The sequence below is a fragment of the Klenkia sesuvii genome (genome assembly GCF_037083825.1).
GTDB lineage: Bacteria > Actinomycetota > Actinomycetes > Mycobacteriales > Geodermatophilaceae > Klenkia > Klenkia sesuvii.
Window position 1 is genome coordinate 1 of the sequence record NZ_JBAPLU010000031.1, and the last position, 20,642, is coordinate 20,642.

22 protein-coding genes are annotated in these 20,642 nt (G+C 74.1%); 13 read left to right on the forward strand and 9 right to left on the reverse strand.

The window, feature by feature from the left end; all coding sequences use genetic code 11:
• The 4 genes from TEK04_RS19810 to TEK04_RS19825 form a co-directional block, all read left to right on the forward strand.
• Window positions 1-1,056 (forward strand): carbohydrate ABC transporter permease (locus tag TEK04_RS19810; RefSeq protein WP_336406090.1); only part of this gene is annotated, 1,056 nt, incomplete at its 5' end.
• A gap of 5 nt (window positions 1,057-1,061) precedes the next feature.
• A complete protein-coding gene (locus tag TEK04_RS19815) occupies window positions 1,062-1,970 on the forward strand; it encodes a carbohydrate ABC transporter permease (RefSeq protein WP_336406091.1) in 909 nt (302 codons plus the stop codon).
• 2 nt (window positions 1,971-1,972) lie between these two features.
• The gene (locus TEK04_RS19820) at window positions 1,973-3,940 is read left to right on the forward strand and encodes a glycoside hydrolase family 127 protein (RefSeq protein WP_336406092.1); all 1,968 of its coding nucleotides are present in this window, start codon (window positions 1,973-1,975) and stop codon (window positions 3,938-3,940) included.
• Window positions 3,937-5,088 carry an NAD-dependent epimerase/dehydratase family protein gene (locus TEK04_RS19825; protein WP_336406093.1) on the forward strand — a complete coding sequence of 384 codons (1,152 nt, stop codon included), beginning with the start codon at window positions 3,937-3,939 and terminating at the stop codon, window positions 5,086-5,088. The genes TEK04_RS19820 and TEK04_RS19825 overlap by 4 nt, the downstream gene beginning before the upstream one ends.
• Before the next feature lie 4 nt (window positions 5,089-5,092).
• Here the strand turns inward: TEK04_RS19825 and xylB are convergent, their stop codons facing one another.
• On the reverse strand, window positions 5,093-6,481 hold the full coding sequence (xylB, locus tag TEK04_RS19830) for a xylulokinase (protein ID WP_336406094.1): 1,389 nt from the start codon (window positions 6,479-6,481) through the stop codon (window positions 5,093-5,095).
• 70 nt (window positions 6,482-6,551) lie between these two features.
• On the opposite strand from xylB, the gene TEK04_RS19835 reads away from it, so the two are divergent.
• The 4 genes from TEK04_RS19835 (at window position 6,552) to TEK04_RS19850 (ending at window position 9,392) form a co-directional block, all read left to right on the forward strand.
• Window positions 6,552-7,733: an ROK family transcriptional regulator gene (locus TEK04_RS19835; RefSeq protein ID WP_336406095.1), complete on the forward strand. Its 1,182-nt coding sequence runs from the start codon at window positions 6,552-6,554 to the stop codon at window positions 7,731-7,733.
• On the forward strand, window positions 7,730-8,875 hold the full coding sequence (gene xylA / locus TEK04_RS19840) for a xylose isomerase (protein WP_336406096.1): 1,146 nt from the start codon (window positions 7,730-7,732) through the stop codon (window positions 8,873-8,875). The genes TEK04_RS19835 and xylA overlap by 4 nt, the downstream gene beginning before the upstream one ends.
• A gap of 32 nt (window positions 8,876-8,907) precedes the next feature.
• The gene (locus tag TEK04_RS19845; RefSeq protein ID WP_336406097.1) at window positions 8,908-9,108 is read left to right on the forward strand and encodes a hypothetical protein; all 201 of its coding nucleotides are present in this window, start codon (window positions 8,908-8,910) and stop codon (window positions 9,106-9,108) included.
• A gap of 80 nt (window positions 9,109-9,188) precedes the next feature.
• Window positions 9,189-9,392, forward strand: a complete 204-nt coding sequence (locus TEK04_RS19850) for a hypothetical protein (protein ID WP_336406098.1) — start codon at window positions 9,189-9,191, stop codon at window positions 9,390-9,392.
• Between the two features lie 127 nt (window positions 9,393-9,519).
• On the opposite strand, the gene TEK04_RS19855 is transcribed toward TEK04_RS19850, so the two are convergent.
• The 5 genes from TEK04_RS19855 to TEK04_RS19875 form a co-directional block, all read right to left on the reverse strand.
• Window positions 9,520-10,293 carry a hypothetical protein gene (locus TEK04_RS19855; RefSeq protein ID WP_336406099.1) on the reverse strand — a complete coding sequence of 258 codons (774 nt, stop codon included), beginning with the start codon at window positions 10,291-10,293 and terminating at the stop codon, window positions 9,520-9,522.
• Entirely contained in the window at window positions 10,290-10,757 is a 468-nt protein-coding gene (locus TEK04_RS19860; RefSeq protein WP_336406100.1) for a hypothetical protein, read from the reverse strand. The genes TEK04_RS19855 and TEK04_RS19860 overlap by 4 nt, the downstream gene beginning before the upstream one ends.
• Window positions 10,758-10,856: 99 nt before the next feature.
• Window positions 10,857-12,068 carry an acyl-CoA dehydrogenase family protein gene (locus tag TEK04_RS19865; RefSeq protein WP_336406101.1) on the reverse strand — a complete coding sequence of 404 codons (1,212 nt, stop codon included), beginning with the start codon at window positions 12,066-12,068 and terminating at the stop codon, window positions 10,857-10,859.
• Window positions 12,069-12,189: 121 nt separating this feature from the next.
• Window positions 12,190-12,648, reverse strand: coding sequence for a DUF4383 domain-containing protein (locus TEK04_RS19870; RefSeq protein WP_336406102.1), 459 nt, complete (start codon window positions 12,646-12,648; stop codon window positions 12,190-12,192).
• Window positions 12,649-12,746: 98 nt separating this feature from the next.
• Window positions 12,747-14,438 (reverse strand): RecQ family ATP-dependent DNA helicase, encoded by a 1,692-nt coding sequence (locus TEK04_RS19875; RefSeq protein WP_336406103.1) that lies wholly within the window; start codon window positions 14,436-14,438, stop codon window positions 12,747-12,749.
• Between the two features lie 138 nt (window positions 14,439-14,576).
• Here TEK04_RS19875 and TEK04_RS19880 point away from each other — a divergent pair, with 138 nt between their 5' ends.
• From TEK04_RS19880 to TEK04_RS19900, 5 genes are read left to right on the forward strand one after another with little or no spacing between them, the layout of a single operon-like run.
• A complete protein-coding gene (locus tag TEK04_RS19880) occupies window positions 14,577-15,398 on the forward strand; it encodes a PIG-L family deacetylase (protein ID WP_336406104.1) in 822 nt (273 codons plus the stop codon).
• A gap of 57 nt (window positions 15,399-15,455) precedes the next feature.
• Window positions 15,456-15,851: a TOBE domain-containing protein gene (locus TEK04_RS19885; RefSeq protein ID WP_336406105.1), complete on the forward strand. Its 396-nt coding sequence runs from the start codon at window positions 15,456-15,458 to the stop codon at window positions 15,849-15,851.
• Entirely contained in the window at window positions 15,848-16,639 is a 792-nt protein-coding gene (gene modA, locus TEK04_RS19890; protein WP_336406106.1) for a molybdate ABC transporter substrate-binding protein, read from the forward strand. Before TEK04_RS19885 ends, modA begins: the two co-directional genes overlap by 4 nt.
• Window positions 16,640-16,695: 56 nt before the next feature.
• Window positions 16,696-17,448 (forward strand): molybdate ABC transporter permease subunit, encoded by a 753-nt coding sequence (gene modB / locus TEK04_RS19895; protein ID WP_336406107.1) that lies wholly within the window; start codon window positions 16,696-16,698, stop codon window positions 17,446-17,448.
• Window positions 17,445-18,491, forward strand: a complete 1,047-nt coding sequence (locus tag TEK04_RS19900; protein ID WP_336406108.1) for an ABC transporter ATP-binding protein — start codon at window positions 17,445-17,447, stop codon at window positions 18,489-18,491. The genes modB and TEK04_RS19900 overlap by 4 nt, the downstream gene beginning before the upstream one ends.
• Before the next feature lie 19 nt (window positions 18,492-18,510).
• Here the strand turns inward: TEK04_RS19900 and TEK04_RS19905 are convergent, their stop codons facing one another.
• The 3 genes from TEK04_RS19905 to TEK04_RS19915 all read right to left on the reverse strand — a co-directional run bounded on the left by TEK04_RS19905 (window position 18,511) and on the right by TEK04_RS19915 (window position 20,523).
• The gene (locus TEK04_RS19905; protein WP_336406109.1) at window positions 18,511-19,311 is read right to left on the reverse strand and encodes a TSUP family transporter; all 801 of its coding nucleotides are present in this window, start codon (window positions 19,309-19,311) and stop codon (window positions 18,511-18,513) included.
• Window positions 19,312-19,397: 86 nt separating this feature from the next.
• Window positions 19,398-20,051: an HAD family hydrolase gene (locus TEK04_RS19910; protein ID WP_336406110.1), complete on the reverse strand. Its 654-nt coding sequence runs from the start codon at window positions 20,049-20,051 to the stop codon at window positions 19,398-19,400.
• A gap of 10 nt (window positions 20,052-20,061) precedes the next feature.
• Complete coding sequence (locus TEK04_RS19915; protein ID WP_336406111.1) at window positions 20,062-20,523, reverse strand: ATP-binding protein; 462 nt, start codon at window positions 20,521-20,523, stop codon at window positions 20,062-20,064.
• Between the last annotated feature and the right edge of the window lie 119 nt (window positions 20,524-20,642).

Genomic DNA, 20,642 nt, shown 5'->3' on the forward strand with positions numbered 1-20,642 from the left:
AAGTACAAGGAGAAGGCCAAGGGCGGGGTCGCCCCCCGGCCCCCCCCCCGCCCGGGCGCCGCCGCACCAGTCCAGTCGACCTCGACGAGGAGGACCCCCGTGGCGACCGTCACGACCCCGGACGCACCCCCGGCCACCGACCGGCCCCGACCCCGCGTCCCCGCGGCCCGCCGGAGTCGGCGGGTGCGGGAGCGCCGCCGGCTGGGTGCGCTGTACGCCAGCCCGACCGCCCTGTTCCTGCTGGTCTTCTTCGTCGTGCCGGTCGTCCTGGTCCTGCGGATGTCGGCCTCGGACTGGAGCCTGTTCGTCGGTGACCGGGGGGTGAACTTCCCCACCAACTTCGGCGAGGCCGTCGACGACCGCCTCTTCTGGCCGGCCATCCGCTTCACGCTGACCTACACCGCGATCACCACGGTCATCCTGCTCGGGCTGGCCCTCGGCCTGGCGCTCGTCGTGCAGGAGTCCGGCCGCTGGACAGCCTTCGTGCGCACGTCGTTCCTGGTGCCCAGCGCACTGGGGCTGGCCTCGGCGTCGCTGCTCTTCTACGCCCTGTACTCGCCCCAGTCGAGCCCCATCAGCGCGTTCCTGGAGTGGGCCGGGATCATCGACACCCCGGTGTCCTTCCTGGGCACACCCGGGGCAGCGCTCTGGTCGACCGTGGCGCTGGTCGTCTGGCGGTTCGCCGGCTTCTACATGTTGCTGCTGCTCGTCGGCCTGCAGGCCATCCCCGGCGACGTCTTCGAGGCGGCCCGGATGGACGGCGCCAACCGGTGGCAGACCTTCCGGTCGATCACCCTGCCGCTGCTCAAGCCATCGCTCGCCCTGTCGACCATCCTGTGCGTCACCGGGTCGCTGCTGGCCTTCGACCAGTTCTACGTGCTCACCAAGGGCGGGCCGGACAACAGCACGGTCACGATCGTGCAGCTGGTCTACACCATGGCCTTCCAGGGCCAGAACGACCTGGGTCGCGCCGCGGCCCTGTCCATCATCGTGCTGGGCGGGCTGCTGGTGCTCAACGCACTGCAGTTCCTCGGCCTCCGCGGCGACCGGGACTGACCGCCTTGACCACCTCCACCGCTGCCCCCCTCGCCGCCGGCGCCGACCCGGCGTCCACGCCCTCGACCCGCGACCTCGCACGACGGCGGCGTCGCCGTCCGGCCTCGCTGGCCGCGATGGGCCAGCGCACGTTCACCGGCGCCCTGGCCCTGCTCTTCCTGTTCCCGATGGTCTGGGCCGCCGTGGCGTCGGTGTCGCCGCAGGGCGGCACGAACCAGGTCGACGGCGTCGGGCTGGGCAACTACCGCACGCTGGTCGACTACCAGGCCGGGATCTGGCAGTACCTGGCCAACTCGGCCTTCGTGTCGCTGCTGACCGTGCTGCTCACCGTGACCGTGTCGCTGCTGGGCGGCTACGCCTTCGCGCGCTTCGACTTCCCGGGGAAGAACCTGCTGTTCCTGGGCACGCTGGCCATCCTGATGGTGCCGTACGCGACCCTGCTGATCCCGCTGTACGTGCTGCTCAACGACCTGGGGCTGCAGAACTCGCTGGTGGGCCTCGCGCTCGTGCTGACCATGTTCCAGCTGCCGTTCGCGACGTTCATGATGCGCATCTCGTTCGAGGCGGTGCCCCGTGAGCTCGAGGAGGCCGCCCAGGTCGACGGGGCGGGTTCGCTGCGGGTGCTGCTGCAGGTGCTCCTGCCCGCCGTCCGGGCCGGCTTGATCACCGTCGGCCTGTTCGCGTTCCTGGCCGCCTGGAACGACTTCATCACCCCGCTGATCCTCATCAGCGACTCCACCAAGGTGCCGCTGCCCTTGGCCATCGCCAACCTGCGCGGCCAGACCATGGGCATCGTCGACTTCGGCGCCACGGAGGCCGGCGTCGTCGTCCTCGCGCTGCCCTGCGTCCTGATCTTCCTCCTCCTGCAGCGCCACTACGTGCGCGGCTTCATGTCCGGCGCACTCAAGGGATGACCGTGACCACCACGACCGACCGCTCCACCCCGTCCTCCACCGGCGCCGCGGTGCCCGCGCCCGCGGCGCCGGTGGTCCCCACCCGCTCACGGCTGCGCCCCCTCGGTGCCGCCGAAGTGGTCATCACCGGCGGACCCTGGGCCCGCCGGCAGGCCACCAACGCCTCGGCCACGCTGGCGCACGTCGAGCACTGGCTCGAGCGCGAGGGCTGGCTCGGCAACTTCGACGCCACCGCCGCCGGCCGCTCGGGCGCCGACCGGTCGGGCCGGGAGTTCTCCGACAGCGAGGTCTACAAGCTGCTGGAGGCGCTGGCCTGGGAGCACGGCCGCAGCGGGGACGCCGACGTCGACCGCCGGCTGCGGGCGGTCGTCGACCGCGTCGCCGCCGCCCAGCAGCCCGACGGCTACCTGAGCACTGCGTTCGGCCGACCCGGTACCCCCGACCGCTGGACCGACCTCGAGTGGGGGCACGAGCTCTACTGCCTGGGCCACCTGTTCCAGGCCGGCGTGGCCCGCGCCCGCACCTCGGGCCCGGACCTGCTGCTCACGGTCTGCACCCGGGCCGCCGACCTGGTCTGCGAGGTGTTCGGCCCCGGCGGGATCGAATCGGTCTGCGGGCACCCGGAGATCGAGCCGGCCCTGGTGGAGCTGTACCGGGTGACCGGCGAGCGGCGCTACCTCGACCAGGCCGCGCTCTTCGTGGAGCGGCGCGGTCACCAGGTGCTGGACGAGATCGAGTTCGGCCGCTCGTACTTCCAGGACGACGTCCCGGTCCGGGAGGCCGACGTGCTGCGCGGGCACGCCGTCCGGGCGACCTACCTGTCCTCCGGCGCGGTCGACCTCGCCGTCGAGACGGGGGACGACGAGCTGCTGGCGGCCGTCGTCCGGCAGTGGGAGGCCGCCGTCGCCCGGCGCACCTACCTGACCGGCGGCATGGGGTCACGGCACCAGGACGAGGCGTTCGGCGAGGACTTCGTGCTGCCGCCCGACCGGGCCTACTCCGAGACCTGCGCCGGGATCGGCTCGGTGCAGCTGGCCTGGCGGCTGCTGCTGGCCGAGGGCGACGCCCGCTACGCCGACCTCGTCGAGCGCACGCTCTACAACGTCGTCGACGCCGGGCCCTCGGCGTCGGGCACGGCGTTCTTCTACACGAACACCCTGCACCAGCGGGTGCTCGGCACCGTGCCCGACACCGACCAGGCGGTGCCCCGGGCCGCCTCGTCGTTGCGCGCCCCGTGGTTCGCGGTGTCGTGCTGCCCGACCAACGTGGCCCGCACCTTCGCCGGTCTGCACACGCTGCTGGCCACTGTCGACGACGACGGTGTGCAGATCCACCAGTACGCACCCGCGACGATCACGACGACGCTGCCCGGGAACCGCCGGGTGGCCCTCTCGGTGCACACGGAGTACCCCCGCGACGGCCGCGTCGTGGTCTCCGTGGACGTCGCCCCCGAGGGCCCGCTGACCATCGACCTGCGCGTGCCGTCGTGGGCCGTCGGCGCCACCCTCACCGTCGCCGGCCACACCTGGGCGGTCGACCCCGGCCGTGTCCCCGAGACCCGGGTCTGGGCCCCGGGTGACGTGCTGGTGCTGGACCTGCCGGTGGGCCCACGGTTCACCGCCGCCGACCCACGAGTTGACGCCGTGCGCGGCACCCTGGCCGTCGAGCGCGGGCCGCAGGTGCTGTGCGTCGAGTCGGTGGACCTCCCGGGCGAGCGGCACGTCGACGACCTGGTGCTCGACCCGGGCCGCGCGCCCGAGGACGTCGAGGGGGGTGTCCTGGTGCACGGCTGGCTGCGGCAGCAGGGCGACCCGGCGTGGCCCTACGGCGAACCTGGGCCGGGCGACGCCGATGGCGAGCGCGTCGCGGTGCTGCTGCACCCGTATGCCGACTGGGCCGAGCGGGGTCCGTCGACGATGCGGGTGTTCCTGCCCGTCCCCGGCGCCCCCGCCCCCGCGGTCGCGCCGTGAGCGCCGTGCCGCACGACGACCCGCCGGTCATCTTCGACGTGGCCCGGCGGGCCGGCGTCTCCTACCAGACCGTCTCCCGGGTCGTGAACGCCTCGGGCCCGGTGCGCGAGAGCACCCGGGCCCGGGTGGAGGCCGCGATCGCCTCGCTGGGCTGGGTGCCCGACGAGGCGGCGCAGCAGCTCAGCCGCAAGCGGGCAGCTGCAGCCGCACGGTCGGAGGTCGCCGCCCGGGTCGAGGGCCCGGTGGCCGACGCCGCTGCCGGGTCCGCCCGGCACGACGGCGTCCACCCGCCGGCCACCGTGCTCGTCACCGGCGGCAGCGGCAAGCTCGGCCGGGCGGTGGTGGACCACCTCCTGGCCGAGGGGTACCGCGTCGCCGTCGTGGACCGGCAGGCACCGCACCGGGACGACGTGCCGTGGACCCGGGCCGACCTGACCGACCCCGGCCAGGCGCTCGAGGTGCTGTCGGGCATCGACGACCGCTGGGAGCGGCCGGACGCCCTCGTGCACCTGGCCGCGGTACCGGCGCCGGGCCAGCTGCCCGACGCCACACTGTTCGCCTCGAACATCACGACCACCTACAACGTGTTCGCCGCGGCGCGGCGGGTCGGCATCACCGACGTCGTGTGGGCCTCCAGCGAGACGGTGCTCGGGCTGCCGCTGGCCGTGCCGCCGCCGTCGTTCCCCCTCGACGAGGACACGGGGCCCACCCCGACGACGTCGTACTCGCTGTCCAAGACGCTGGAGGAGGAGATGGCCCGGCAGTTCGCCGGGTGGGTGCCGGGTTCGTCGTTCATCGGGCTGCGGCTGTCGAACGTGATGGCGGTGGAGGACTACGCGGCCTTCCCGGGCTTCGACGCCGACCCCGCGCTGCGGCGCTGGAACGGGTGGAGCTACATCGACGCCCGCGATGCCGCCCGGGCCGTCGCCGCCGGGTTGAGGCACCCGGTCGACGGGGCCGAGGTCTTCGTCGTCGCGAACGCCGACACCGTCATGGGTCGCAGCACCGCGGAGCTGGCGGAGCTCGAGTTCCCCGGCGTCCCGGTGCGGATCCCGTTGGCCGAGCACACCTCGCTCATGAGCACCGCCAAGGCCGAGCGCCTGCTCGGCTGGCGCCCGGTGCACAGCTGGCGCGACGAGCTCGGCTGAGTCCTCACTGCCCGTCGGTGCGGCCCCGGACCTCGGCGTAGCGCTCGCGGACGGCGGGGGTGGGGTCGGCCTCCACGGTGCGGCTGCCGGTGGCCGCCCACTCGGGCAGCGTGCCGCCCACGACCCAGGCCGCCTGCCGGGCGGCCCCGTCGGCGACCGCCTCGCCGGGCTCGGGGACGACGACCGGCCGGCCGAACACCGCCGGGGCGATCTCCTGCACCGCCCGCGACCGCGCGGCCCCGCCGACCAGCAGCACCCGCTCGACGGTGGCGCCCTGGGCGACCAGCGCGTCGATGCCGTCGGCGAGCCCGCAGAGCATGCCCTCGACGGCGGCCCGGGCCCAGTGCGCGGCGGTCGAGGTCCGCAGGGTCAGGCCGTGCACCGAACCGGTGGCGCGGGGGAGGTCCGGCGTCCGCTCCCCCTCCAGGTAGGGGACCAGTACCAGGCCCTCCGCGCCGGCCGGCACGGACAGGGCGAGGCCGGCGAGCCCGTCGAGGGACACCCGCAGCATCGCCGCGGCGGCGTCGAGCACCCGGGCGGCGTTGAGCGTGCAGACCAGCGGCAGGTACCGGCCGGTCGCGTCGGCGAACCCGGCGACGGTGCCGGTCGGGTCGGCCGCGGGGACGTCGGACACCGCGGTGACCACGCCCGACGTCCCGAGGGAGACGACCACGTCTCCCGGGCGGGCGCCCAGCCCGAGTGCGGCCGCCGCGTTGTCGCCGGCCCCGGGCCCGAGGACGACGTCGCCCGCGCGGCCCACCGGCTCCGCCGGGCCCGCGACGCGCGGCACCCGAGGGGTGCGCCCGCGCAGCGCCATCTCGAGCAGGTCGAGGCGGTACTCGCCGGTGGCCGCCGACCAGTAGGCCGTGCCGCTGGCGTCGGACCGGTCCGTCACCAGGGAGTCCAGGCCGCGTGCGCCGGACAGTCGCCAGGTCAACCAGTCGTGCGGCAGGCAGACGGCCGCGGTGCAGTCGGCGTGGTCGGGTTCGTGGTCGGCCAGCCAGCGCAGCTTCGACCCCGTGAACGACGCGACCGGGACGACGCCCACCGCGTCGGCCCACGCCTGGCCGCCGCCGAGCTCGGCCACCAGGTCGGCGGCGGCCGCGGCGGAGCGGGTGTCGTTCCACAGCAGCGCCGGGCGCACGACCTCCCCGGCGTCGTCGAGGCAGACCGTGCCGTGCTGCTGGCCGCCGACCGACAGCGCGGCGACGTCGTCGAGCCCGCCGGCGGCGGCCAGCGCCTCGTCCAGCGCGGTGCCCCAGGCGTGCGGGTGCACCTCGGTGCCGCCGGGGTGCACCGCCCGACCCTCGCGGACCAGGTGCCCGGTCTCGGCGTCGCGGACGACGACCTTGCAGGACTGGGTCGAGCTGTCCACACCGGCGACGAGCGGCACGGGTCCTCCTGTTGACGAGGGAGCGTGATCCAGACAATAGTGCAGGGACCGAACGAATGGGAGTGGTCGCGTGCAGACGCAGGGGCAGGTGCGCAGCGCGAACCTCGCCGCCGTGCTCGCCTGCCTGCGCGACGGCGGCCCCCGCAGCCGGGCCCGGCTCGCCGACGACACCGGGCTGACCAAGGCCACCGTCTCCAGCCTGGTCGCCGAGCTGGTCGAGCGCGGTCTGGTCGCCGAGGGTGCCCAGGTGCGCCCGGGGTCGGTGGGCCGGCCGGGCACCCTGGTCGAGCTGGCCGGCGGCGTCTGCGGCATCGGGGTCGAGATCAACGTCGACTACCTGGCCGTGCTCGCCCTGGATCCGCGCGGGGCCGTGCGGTGGGAGTCCCGGCTGGCGCTCGACGTCGCGGTCCTGGCCCCCGCCGAGGTGCTCGCCCGCGCCTCGGCCACGGTCTCGGAGGTCCGGGCGAACCAGGACGCCACCGCGGTGGGGCTGACCGTCGCGGTGCCGGGTCAGGTGCAGGGCACCGTCGTCCGCACCGCACCCAACCTGCCGCGCTGGGTCGGGACGGACGTCGCGGCCGGGTTCGCCGACCAGGGACTGCCGGTCACGGTGGCCAACGACGCCGACCTCTCGGCGCTGGCCGAGGTCTCGGCCGGCCCGCACGCGCACGTCGCCGACCTGGTCTACCTGACCGGTGAGGTCGGCGTCGGCGGGGGCGTGGTGACCGGCGGCCAGCTGCTGCGCGGCAGCACCGGCGTCGGCGGGGAGGTCGGCCACCTGGCGCTGACCCCTGGCGACGCGGTCTGCGGCTGCGGGCGCACCGGGTGCTGGGAGACCGTCGTCGGCCTGGCCGCGCTGCTGCGCGCCGCCGCCAACCCCGGCGACCCGCTGCGCGACCCCGGCCTGGACCTCGAGGAACGGTTGACCGAGCTGGCCGGGCGGGCCCGCGCCGGCGACGCCCGCACGCTGGAGGCCCTGGCCGGCATCGGCACCGGCCTGGGCGTGGGTGCCGCCGTCCTGGTCGCCCTGTTCGACCCCGCCGTCGTCGTGCTCGGCGGGTACTTCGCGCACCTGGGCGAGTTCCTGCTCGACCCGCTGCGCGCCGCCCTCGCCGCGCGGGTCGAGGGCGCCGCCGACCGGGTGGCGCTGTCCACCCTCGGTTTCACCGCAGCCGTCCGGGGTGGCGCGCACGTCGCGCTGCAGCCGGTGTTCGACAACCCCACGACCGTCCCCCCGGAGGCGTCCGCATGACCCGCACCCCCACCCCCGCCGACCGCTTCTCCTTCGGCCTCTGGACCGTCGGCTGGCAGGGCGTCGACGTCTTCGGCGGCCCGGTCCGCGAGCCCATGGACCCGGTCGAGGCCGTGCACCGCCTGGCCGAGCTGGGCGCCGCCGCCGTCACGTTCCACGACGACGACCTGGTGCCCGACGACAGCACCCGCGACGCCGTCCTCGAGCGGTTCCGGGGCGCGCTGACCGAGACCGGCATGGGCGTGGAGATGGCCACCACCAACCTGTTCGGCGCCGCGGTGTTCAAGGACGGCGCGTTCACCGCCAACGACCGCGACGTCCGCCGGTACGCCCTGGCCAAGGCCGCCCGCAACATCGACCTGGCCGCCGAGCTGGGTGCGACCACCTACGTGTTCTGGGGTGGGCGCGAGGGCGCGGAGTCCGGGGCCGCCAAGGACATCGGCGCGGCGCTGGAGCGCTACAAGGAGGGCATGGACACCCTCTGCGCCTACGTGCGGGAGCAGGGCTACGACCTGCGGTTCGCCATCGAGCCCAAGCCCAACGAGCCCCGCGGGGACATCCTGCTGCCCACCATCGGGCACGCCCTCGCGCTCATCTCCGAGCTCGAGCACCCGGAGATGGTCGGGCTGAACCCCGAGGTCGGGCACGAGGAGATGGCCGGGCTGAACTTCGCCGCCGGCATCGCGCAGGCGCTGTGGCACGGCAAGCTGTTCCACGTCGACCTCAACGGCCAGCACGGGCCGCGGTACGACCAGGACCTGCGCTTCGGTGCCGGCAACCTGCGCGGGGCGTTCTGGACCGTCGACACCCTCGAGACCATGGGCTACGACGGCTACCTGCACTTCGACTACAAGCCTCCGCGCACCGAGGACGTCGACGGCGTCTGGGAGTCCGCGCGGGCGTGCATGGCCAACTACCTGGTGCTCAAGGAGAAGGCCGCGGCGTTCCGGGCCGACCACGAGGTGCAGGAGGCCCTGGCCACCGCCCGGGTCGCCGAGCTCTCGCAGCCGACGCTGGCCGCGGGTGAGACCCTGGCCGACGTCCGCGCCGAGTCCTTCGACGTCGCCGCCCTGGCCGCGCGTGGCTGCGCCTTCGAGCGCCTGGACCAGCTGGCGATGGACCACCTCCTCGGCGTCCGCTGACGGCTCGGGTGCGGGGCTCCTAGGCTGCACGCATGGCCGAGCCCCGCACCCGCAACGCCCGCCGCGAGCGCCTGGTCGGGCTCCTGCTGCTCGGCATCGCGGCGGTGCTGCTGGTCTCCAGCCCCACCTGGTTCTCCCGCGACCAGACCGCCGTCGCGGTGGCCCAGATCGTCGTGGCCCTGGTGCTGGGCGGCGTGGGCGGCTTCCTGGTCAAGCGCGCGCAGACCCCGTAAGCAGCGTTTACCCGCGAGTGTGACGGGCACCACCTGCGCCGACGGGGGCGGTGCGCTCCCGCGACCACGGGAGGCACGGCATGGAGCTGGCGAAGCAGGACCTGGTGCAGATGCTGCACGGGCAGGGCGACAACGACACCGCCGACGCCCTGGCCGCAACCGACCTGCCCGTCACGGTCGACACCGACCGGGACGCCGAGGCGCTGGCCGCGGTGGGCCTGGACCAGGCCACCCTGCAGGGCCACATCGCCGCCGGCGCCATCGGCGGCAACATGACGATGTGAGTCCTCAGCCCGCGTGGGGCCGCTCCGGCTGCCGTGGCGCTGGTCCCCCGGGCAAGGCGATACCTGCCACGGCACCTAAGTATTCTTGCCCGCTGGAATACGGATACCTCTCTCCTAACCCACTCGATCAGGCTGCGAGTTCCGCCAGTCGGCTAGGCAGGGAGCGGTCATCGATGACAGTGCTGACTTCGGCCAATGCGGACCTCTGCCATTTCTCGCCCCAGCCTTCTCGCACCACGGCAACTAGTTGATCCGGATCAACTTCCGCGTCAGCGAAAAGCGACCTGACGTGGTCGTAGGCGCTATTCTCGTCAGATCCGGTCGCAACGGCTTGTAGGTAGATTCTCGAACGATTCTCGGGCTCAAGCCGGCAGGTCACCTTCCTATGCCCGCCGAACTTGTGCGGTAGCGGAGCTTGTGTCGTTACGGGAACGTCAGCAGCCAACACGGCTTGGACGACACGCTGGTCAAACGTCAGTTGCCTGGCTGGTTTTGCGAATACGTGCAGCGCGTCGGCACGCATTATCGCCTCGGCTAGCGCTGTCAGAGCTTCCCCGAGTTCGGAGACATGGGCGTCACCCGACAATTCGAAGGCGTCAACCGGGGGGAGAGCTGACGGGCGAATGTCGATGGACCGTTTTACGTGGGCCCAACGCTCCGCGACTTTCCCCGATGCGAGATTGAGATCGGCCATTGCCAGTGTGTCCGCCGCGAGCCCGCGGTCGCTCAATCGGAAGATGCCGTCGGCCAATGGTTCGACCAAAATTGCGATGCTCTCGCCGTTGTGTAGCGACCAGGGGAGAGTCAGTAGGTGGCCAGACCCATACGAGACCTGTGAAGCCGATCCACGCACGGTATCGGCAAATGTTGCAACCAAGTCGATGTCGGCGTCGATGCTCATGGCGCCTCCTCCGGCGGGTCTTCCCAGTGCAGGCCAGCGGTGTCGATCTCGAAGAGTCGAGCCGCAGCGATGAGGACTTCATGGTAGGCGTCAGAGCCGACAGGAAGACCTATCGGCAAGGTGGGAAACCACTCCGGCGGGTCGGCCAAGAGGTGGTCTTCGAGATCGGAGTTATCGCGCCCCTGGACATGTGTCCAGCTGCGCCCCCGGTGGCCGCCATTCACGTCGACCCGTCTGCAAGACAGCCCGTTCAGCAGGAGCACCACCGTCGGCTGGTCTGGTCGCTTCGGCCTGACGTTGATCTGCAAGGTGACCGAGCATCCCGGCATGTTGACCGCGTGACACTCCACATCACCACGCCATGACCCGTTGATCGACGTCCACCTGATCGTTCCCACCGCAAAAGCCGTTGCTTTACCTTCGAGTAGGTATCGCACCTGTGCGGCCGTGAACTCCCGCCTCATGCCGTGACGGCTCCGTCTAGAGGCAGTGGTCTGCCCCCCGGCTCGTACGCCCTCATGATGACGTTGAACCTAACGACACTCAGTCGTTTCGGCGAAACCTCAGCCAGCGTAGGGGCGCTCGCGGGCGAGCTCCTCCTTGGCGACCGAGCGGACGTGCACGGCGTCGGGGCCGTCGACGATGCGGAGCGTGCGGGCGTGCGCCCAGAACTCGGCCAGCGGGGTGTCGTCGCTGACGCCCGCGCCGCCGTGCACCTGGATCGCCCGGTCGATGACGTCGAGGCAGACCTTGGGCGCGGCCACCTTGATCGCGGCGATCTCGGTGCGCGCCCCCTTGGCGCCGTACTTGTCGATGAGGTCGGCGGTCTTGAGCACCAGCAGCCGGGCCTGGTCGATCTCGATGCGCGAGAGCGCGATCTGCTCGCGCACGGTGCCCTGCTCGGCCAGCGGCCGGCCGAACGCCACCCGCTGCTGGGCGCGCCCCACCATGAGCGCCAGCGCCCGCTCGGCCATGCCGATCGCCCGCATGCAGTGGTGGATGCGGCCCGGGCCCAGCCGCGCCTGGGCGATCATGAAGCCGTCGCCCTCGCCGGCCAGCATGTTCGCCGCGGGCACCCGGACGTCGGCGAACCGCAGCTCGGAGTGGCCGTGCTGGTCCTGGTACCCGAAGACCGGCAGGTGCCGCACGATCTGCAGACCGGGGGTGTCGCGGGGGACCAGGATCATCGACTGCTGGCGGTGCGCCGGGCCGTCGGGGTCGGTCTTGCCCATCACGATGAAGATCTGGCACCGCTCGTCGGCCGTGCCGGTGATCCACCACTTGCGGCCGTTGATGACGTAGTCGTCGCCGTCGCGGACGATCGAGGTGGAGATGTTGCGGGCGTCGGAGGACGCGACGTCGGGCTCGGTCATCGCGAACCCCGACCGGATCTCCCCGGCCAGCAGCGGCTCGAGCCACTGCGACTTCTGCTCGGGCGTGCCGAACAGCATCAGGGTCTCCATGTTGCCGGTGTCCGGCGCCCCGCAGTTGATCGACTCGGGGGCGATGACCGGCGACCACCCGGTGATCTCGGCGACCGAGGCGTACTCCAGGTTCGACAGCCCGGCGAGGTCGTGGTGGAAGAGGTTCCACAGCCCGCGGGAGCGCGCCTCGGCCTTCAGCTCCTCGACGACCGGCGGGAAGCCGTGGTCGTCGTGCCCGCGCTCGTGCCGCCAGGCGTGGTAGACCGCCTCGGCCGGGAAGACGTGCTCCCGCATGAAGTCCCACAGACGGCCGGTGACGTCCTCGGCCTTGGCCGACAGCGCGAAGTCCATGGCCGCGACGGTAACCGGGGTCACGTCCGGGCAGACGACCGGCCCGGTCGGGTGGCGGGCGGGCGGCACGGCGACGGTGACGCGCCGGTGGTCGGCGCGCCGCCGTGGCCGATGTGCGAGGTCAGGGCTCGGAGCGGTTGCCGGCCCGCACCTCGCGGGTCGGCGTGCGGTCGCGGGCCACCGGACCCAGCGCGACCAGGAGGCCGAGCAGGGTGGAGACGCCGTGCAGCCAGTTGTCGGCGACGTTGATGCCGAGGGGGTCCCAGCTCTCGCCGACCGCGAACAGGCCGTAGACGAACGTGGCGCCGTAGCCGACGGCCAGCAGCCAGCCGTAGACGCGCGCCCGGGCCAGGGTGGTGGCCAGCGCCAGGCCGGCCAGCCCGATGACCACGTGCACCGTGTTGTGGAACGGCGTGACCATGAAGCCGAGCAGGCTGTCGGTGGTGCTCCAGTAGCCGGCGAAGCCGGTCAGCACGAAGCCGACCACCCCGATGACGAGGTAGACCGCGCCGATCGCACCGGCGAGCAACTGCGGCCACGTCCAGCGGGTCTGGTGGGCGGCGGGGTCGATGGGGTCCATGGGGTCTCCCTGCGTCGTGCGTCCGCCTCGGCTCGACGTCCTGACCCGCTACCCGAGGCGGTCGGACGCGGAAACCCCGCGCGGGTGACCGCGGCGGGTCAGGCGGCGCGCGGGCGGAGGAGGTCGTGCTCCCGGACGGCGGCCAGGGCCAGCGTCTTGTAGCCGGCCGTGTCGAACAGGACGACGACCCGGTCGCCCTCGGCGCGCATGACCACCCCCGGGCCCCACTCGACGTGCTCGACGGCGGTGTCCACGGCGAACTCGCCGTCCCCGGCCACGGTGGCGCAGGCGGTGCCGGCCGAGCAGGTGTCGCAGTTGCCGCAGGGCTCGGCCAGCTCCTCGCCGAAGTAGCCCAGCAGGTACTGGCGGCGGCAGCCGGTGGTGTCGGCCAGGCCGCGCATCATCTCGACGCGGCTCTCGTCGACCCGTTGCCGGTGCTCGGCCAGCTCGCGTGCCGCGGTCGCCGCCGCGCCGGGCGCGGGGCCGTCGGGGGCCGGGGTGACCGTCCCGTCGTCGTCCAGGAGGACGGCGCCCACCTGGTCGAGCAGGTTGAGGTCCTTGGTGACGGGGCTGGCGCCCCGGCCGGTCTCCGCGCGCAGCGCCGCGACGTCCACCTGGGCGCCGGCGGCGGCCCCGGCCCGCACGAGCCCGGCGATCTGCTGCAGGTCCTCCTCGGCGGGCACCCCGGCGGCGAAGAACTTGCGCATGCCGAGGTCCTCCTGCCGGAAGAACAGGACGGCGACGGCGGGGTCGCCGTCCCGCCCGGCGCGGCCGATCTCCTGGTACCAGCTGTCGACGGAGTCGGCGGGCTCGGCGTGCAGCACGAACCGGACGTCGGGCTTGTCGATGCCCATGCCGAAGGCGGTGGTGGCGACGACGACGTCGAGCTCGTCGGCCATGAAGGCCCGCTGCACGTCCTCGCGCTCCTTCTTCGCCAGGCCGGCGTGGTAGGCCCGGGCCCGCAGGCCGCGCTCCACCAGGGCCCCGGCGAGCTCGACGGTGCCCTTGCGGGTCGCGCCGTAGACGATGCCGGTCCCGCGGGCGGCCTCGGCGACGGTGCGGTCGAGCAGGGCGGCGGTCTTGCGGTCGGCGTCGGCGTGGTGCTCGACCTCGATGCGGATCTCCGGCCGGTCGAACCCGGCGACCACGACGGCGGGCTCGGCCATCCGCAGCCGCTCGGTGATCTCGGCCCGGACCGGCGGTGCCGCGGTGGCCGTCAGCGCCAGCACGGTGGGGGAGCCCAGCTGCTCGACGACGGCCCCCAGCCGCAGGTAGTCGGGGCGGAAGTCGTGCCCCCAGGCCGACACGCAGTGCGCCTCGTCGACCACGAACAGCGCCGGCGCGGTGGCGGCCAGCGCGGCGACCACCTCGGCCCGGGCCAGCTGCTCGGGGGCCAGGAACAGGAAACGGACCGATCCGTCCCGGAGGCCGTCGAGGGCGGCCTGCTGGTCGGTGGCCGACTCGGCGGAGTTCAGCAGGGCGGCCGTGAGACCGAGGTCGGCGAGCCGCTGCACCTGGTCGCGCTGCAGGGCGATGAGCGGGGAGACGACGACCACCGGCCCGTCGAGCAGCTCACCGGCCACCGTGTAGACCAGCGACTTGCCGGCGCCGCTGGGCAGCACGGCCAGGGTGTCCCGCCCGGCGCACACGGCCTGCAGCGCAGCCTCCTGGCCGGGGCGGAACGCGGCGTCGGCGTCGGCCAGCAGCTCGCGGGTGCGCTCGCGGATGCGGCGGGTGCGCACCGCCGCCGTGGCCCCCGCGGTGGCCCGCCGGGTCGCGGCCTCGTCCACCGAGGGGGAGGAAACGGTGCTGGCGCTGGTCACGGGTGGCTGTCGCAGTCGGTCACGAGCGGCTGCTGCCCCGCCCGCGACCACCCTCAAACGGGTCCCAGGTGAGGGGCCGATCAGGTTCCGCGCACACTGTGCGGCGTGACCCGACCGCTCACCCTCATGGCCGTCCACGCCCACCCCGACGACGAGGCCACCTCGACCGGTGGCGTGCTGGCGAAGTACGCCGCCGAGGGCGTCACGACCGTGCTGGTCACCTGCACCGACGGCGCCCTGGGGGACGCCGGCACGGTGAAGCCGGGCGAGGAGGGCCACTCCACCGCCGACGTGGTCGCGCTGCGGGCCGCCGAGCTGGCCGAGAGCTGCCGCATCCTGGGCATCACCCACGCCCACCAGCTGGGCTACCACGACAGCGGGATGATGGGCTGGCCGCAGAACGACGCCGAGGGCGCCTTCTGGACCACGCCCCTCGACGAGCCGGTCGCCCGGCTGGCCGAGCTGGTCCGGCAGCACCGGCCCGACGTCGTCCTGACCTACGACGAGAACGGCTTCTACGGGCACCCGGACCACATCCAGGCCCACCGCATCACCGTGGCCGCCCTCGACGCGGCGGGCTCGGACGCCCGGCTGTACTACTCGACCGTGCGGCGCAGCGACGTCGCCCGGTTCGGCGAGCTGCTCCGCGAGGCCGGGGAGGAGTTCCCCGAGCCCGAGGAGGGCCAGGAGCAGCCGCAGTGGGGCGTCGAGGACGACGAGGTGGCCGTGGAGGTCGACGTGGCCGGGTTCGCGCCGGCCAAGCGCGCGGCGCTGGCCGCGCACACGAGCCAGGTGGAGAACATCTTCTTCCTCAGGCTGTCGCCCGAGGTGTTCACCGCGGCGATGGGGCGCGAGGCGTTCGTCCAGGCCCGCCCGGCCCGGACCTCGGTCGAGCTGCACGACGACCTCTTCCACGGGCTGCGCTGACCGCAGGCGCGGGCCAAGGTGCACCAGAAGTCCGCTTCTGCGGATAAGGTGCGCGGCATGAGCGCTACCTACCGGATCGCCGAGGCCGCCCAGCTGCTCGGCGTCAGCGACGACACCGTGCGCCGCTGGATCGACGGCGACCGCCTCGCCGCCTCGCGGGGCGCCGGGGGGCCGGCCCAGGTCGACGGCGCCGACCTGGCCCGCGTGGCCACCTCGCTGCACGAGGCGCCGGTGCCCGGCACCACCAGCGGCTCCAGCGCCCGCAACCGGCTCACCGGCATCGTCACCAAGGTCGTGCGCGACACCGTCATGGCGCAGGTCGAGATCCAGTGCGGGCCCTACCGCATGGTCTCGCTCATGAGCCGCGAGGCCGCCGACGAGCTCGGCCTGGAGATCGGCGTCCGGGCGGTGGCCACGGTCAAGGCCACCCAGGTCAGCGTGGATGTCCCGTGAGGCGCGCACTCCCCGCGGTGGCGGTCGCCGCCCTGCTCGCCCTCACCGCCTGTGCCGGGTCGACCCCCTCGGACGCCGCGGCGCCGTCCAGCCGGGACGGCGAGCTGACCGGCCCGCTCACCGTGTTCGCCGCGGCCAGCCTCACCGACGTCTTCACCGAGCTGGGCGACCAGCTGCAGGCGGACAACCCCGGCCTGCAGATCACCTTCAACTTCGCCGGCAGCTCGGCGCTGGCCACCCAGATCACCCAGGGGGCCCCGGCCGACGTGTTCGCCAGCGCCAACCAGAGCCAGATGACCGTGGTGACCGACGCGGGGGCGAACGCCGAGGACCCCACCGTGTTCGCCGAGAACGTCCTGGAGATCGCGGTCCCGCCGGGCAACCCGGGCGGCATCACCGGCCTGGCCGACTTCGGTGACCCCGACCGGACCCTGGCGGTCTGCGCCCCCGACGTGCCCTGCGGCGCGGCAGCCGAGCAGGTGTTCGCCGCCGCCGGCATCATCGCCCGGCCCGACACCCTCGAGCAGGACGTACGGGCCGCGCTCACCAAGGTCGAGCTGGGCGAGGTCGACGCCGCCCTGGTCTACGCCTCCGACGTGCAGGCCGCCGGCGACGGGGTGAAGGGCATCCCCTTCCCCCAGGCCGAGGAGGCGGTCAACGAGTACCCGATCTGCACCCTGCGGGGGGCGGCCGACCCGCGGGCGGCGCAGGCGTTCCTCGACCTGGTCACCTCCGACGCCGGCCAGCGGGCCCTCGTCGCCGCCGGCTTCCGGAGCCCGTCGTCCTGACCGGGGCCCGGCGGTCGGCGACCGGTGTCCCGCTGCCCCTGCTGCTGCCCGCGCTGGTGGGCGTCGCCTTCCTCGTGCTGCCGCTGCTCGGGCTGCTGGTCCGGGCGCCGTGGTCGGACCTGGGGCCCCAGCTGGCGCAGCCCCAGGTGGGTCAGGCGCTGCGGCTGTCGCTGGTCAGCGCGACGCTGGCGACGGTCGTCTCGCTGGTGCTGGGCGTGCCGATCGCCTGGGTGCTGGCCCGCTCGACCACCCGGGGCCGATCGGTGCTGCGGGCACTGGTCACCGTGCCGCTCGTGCTGCCGCCCGTGGTGGGCGGCGTCGCGCTGTTCCTGGTGCTCGGCCGGCAGGGCATCGTCGGCCGCTGGCTGTACGAGACCTTCGACTACACCATCCCGTTCACCACCACGGCGGTCGTGGTCGCCGAGACCTTCGTGGCCATGCCGTTCCTGGTGATCAGCGTGGAGGGTGCGCTGCGCGCCGCCGATGCCCGCTTCGAGGACGCCGCCGCCACCCTGGGGGCCGACCGCTGGACGACGTTCCGGCGGGTCACCCTGCCGCTGGTGGCCCCCGGGGTGGCCGCCGGAGCGGTGCTGTGCTGGGCGCGGGCGCTGGGGGAGTTCGGCGCCACGATCACCTTCGCCGGCAACTTCCCGGGGACCACGCAGACCATGCCGCTGGCGGTCTACCTGGCGCTGCAGAGCAACCCCGAGGGCGCCATCGTGCTCTCGCTGGTGCTGCTGTTCGTCTCCCTGGCCACGCTCCTGCTGCTGCGCGACCGCTGGCTGGGCCGGTCGGGGGTCCCGTCGTGACGCTGCGGGCGCACGTCGTCGTCCGGCGGGGGGCCCTGCTGGTCGACGTCGACCTCACCGTGCCGCCCGGTCAGGTGCTGGCCGTGCTCGGGCCCAACGGGGCCGGCAAGTCGACCGTGCTGCGGGTGCTGGCCGGGCTGCTGCCCCCCGGCGGCGGGCGGGTGGTGATCGGCGACGACCTCTGGGACTCCCCGGAGCGGCACGTCCCCGCCCACGAGCGGTCGCTCGGCGTGGTGTTCCAGGACCACCTGCTCTTCCCGCACCTGAGCACGACCGACAACGTGGCCTTCGGCCTGCGCACCCGCGGCGTGCGCCGGGCGGAGGCGCGCCGGACGGCGGGGGAGTGGCTGCGGCGGGTCGGGCTCGAGGGCTTCGGTGACCGGCGACCCACCCAGCTGTCGGGCGGTCAGGCGCAGCGGGCGGCGCTGGCCCGGGCGCTGGTGGGGGAGCCCCGCCTGCTGCTGCTCGACGAGCCGCTGAGCGCGCTGGACGCCCGCACCCGGCTGACCGTGCGCGCCGAGCTGCGCCGGCACCTGGCCGAGTTCGCCGGCTGCACCGTGCTGGTCAGCCACGACCCGGTCGACGCGATGGCGCTGGCCGACCGGGTGGTCGTGGTCGAGGACGGCCGCGTCGTGCAGGAGGGGACGCCGGCCGAGGTCGCCCGCGCCCCGCGCACCGACTACGTGGCCCGGCTGGTCGGCCTGTCGCTGCTGTCCGGGACGGCGACCGGCACGACCGTCGAGCTGGACGGGGGCGGGCGGGTCGCCACCGGGGAGGTCGCCGCCGGCCCCGTGTTCGTCGCCGTCCGGCCGGAGACCGTGTCGCTGTACCTGTCGCGCCCGCACGGCAGCCCGCGCAACGTGTGGGCCCTGGTGCTGGCCGGTGCCACGCCGCACGGGCCGACGGTGCGGTGCGACCTGGAGGGCGAGGTGTCGCTCACCGCCGACGTCACGGCGACCGCGTTCGCCGAACTGGGCCTGCTGCCCGGCGCGCAGGTGTGGGCGAGCGTCAAGGCCTCCGAGGTCGCCGTCCACCCGCGCTGACGTCGGCGCGCCGGGGGCCTCACCCCCGGTGGTCGGTCCAGACGTCGTAGGACAGCCGGACGACGAGGGCGCCGGCCACCACCAGGAACACCAGGCGGATGAACCGGTTCCCGCGCGCGATCGCCATGCGGGCACCCAGGTAGGCGCCGGCCACGTTCGCCGCGGCCATCAGCAGGCCCAGGCCGACCAGCCCGGCCCCGGTGGGCAGGAAGAACGCCAGCGCGCCCAGGTTGGTGGCCACGTTGACGACCTTCGCCGTGGCGCTGGCCCGCAGGAAGTCGTACCCGACCACCGCGATGAGCCCGATGACGAGGAACGTGCCGGTGCCCGGGCCCAGCACGCCGTCGTAGAACCCGATGACGGCGGCCAGCACCATGGCCAGCTCGTAGTGCGCCAGCGCCTCGCGGCGGGGCCGCGGCAGGTCCCCGAGCGCCGGTCGCAGGGCGGTCACGGTGGCCACCACGACCAGCGCGACGACGATGACCGGCGTGATCGCCCCGGCCGGCAGGCGCGCGGCCACCGAGGCCCCCAGCAGGCTCAGCACGAACGCGACGGCGGCCATCGGGAGGGCGGTGCGCAGGTCGGTCCCGATGCGCCGCAGGTAGGTGAGCGCGCTGGTCGTCGTCCCGGCGACGGAGGCCAGCTTGTTCGTGGCCAGCGCCTGCAGCGGCGTCAGCCCGCCGGCCAGCAGCAGCGCGGGCAGCTGCACCAGCCCGCCCCCGCCGACCACGGCGTCCACCCAGCCGGCGGCGCAGGCGGCGAGCAGCAGCACCAGCAGGGCGGTGCCCGAGCCGTCCGGGGGCAGCAGGTCGAACGGCACGGGGGACGACGGTAGCTCGGCGCTGCGCGGCCCCGGCGGGCGCCCGTTCCACGTGGAACCCGGTGCGATGACCTGCCCCGGTCGGGCTACCCGATCCCGCGCAGGGCGTCGGGGAGGTCGGCGAGGGAGTCGACCTCCCGGGTCGGCGCCGGTCCCCCGGGGTCGACCCGGTGCCCGGGCCGGGCCACCCGGACGACGGTCAAGCCCGCCTCCAGGGCGCCGCGGGTGTCGCGCGCCGAGGCCGGGACGTGCACCTGCACGCCGGCGGCCACCGCCCGGCGGTAGATCACCGGCGAGGGCTTGTAGGCGCGCAGCCGCTCGCTGGTGAGGAGGTCCTCGGCGGCCAGCAGCCCGGCCACCCGCGTGCGCGCCAGCAGGGCGTCGTCGACGTTGGAGAGCACGCCCACCCGGTGGTCGCGGCGCAGCACCCGCAGCGCGTCCGGGACGTCGGGCCACAGCGGCCAGTCGGGCAGCGAGGCCAGCAGCTCGTCGGTCGCGGGGGTCACCTCGGTCCCCGGCCACCCCCGGGCCGCCCAGGTGCCGGCCAGCGCCCGGTGGCAGTGCTCAGCGAACGGGACCCACGCCGCGGTGTCCTTCTGCGACGCCTTGGAGCGGGCGTCCCAGTCGTCGTACAGCGCGGCGCCGTCGGCCGCCCGCCCGGCCGCCGCGGCGATGCGGCCGAGCGCGGCTCCGCCACCGGTGCGGCTGTCGACCAGGGCGCTGAACAGGTCGACCGTCACGAACACGGCGTCAGGCGCGCAGCGGCAGGAGGGCCCACACGTGCTTGAACTCGCCGTCGGGCCACCACCCGTGCGCGGAGGCGTAGGTGGCGATGATGATCAGCCCGAGCCCGCCGTCGACCGGGTCGCGGGTGGGGTCGGGGGTCGGTGCCCGGCCAGCCGCCCGGTCGGTGACCAGCAGCAGCGAGGTGCCCGGGGTGGCCGTCGTGGCCAGCGCCAGGGCGACCGGGGGGTTGCCGTGCCGGACGCCGTTGGAGGTCAGCTCGTCGGCGGCCAGCAGGATCCGCTCGGCCACCTCGTCGAGCGCGTCGCCCTCGGTGTGGCCGGCGGCGCGCAGGTGGTCGCGCAGGTCGGTGCGGGCCGGCGCGAGGTCGCGGATGCCGGTCAGGTCACGCGACCAGACGACGGTGTGCTCCGGGGGTGGTAGCACGGGCCAGGCGGCGCCCAGGTGCGGCGGCGGGGAACTGCTCATGCCGCCGGCTGCTCGACGGGTGCAGGTGTGGGCACGAGGGGGACATCCAGACGACGAGGGGGGCGGACTACCTGCGCTCCCTTCCCGGGAGCAGGGCTGCTCAATCCTGGCAACGGGGC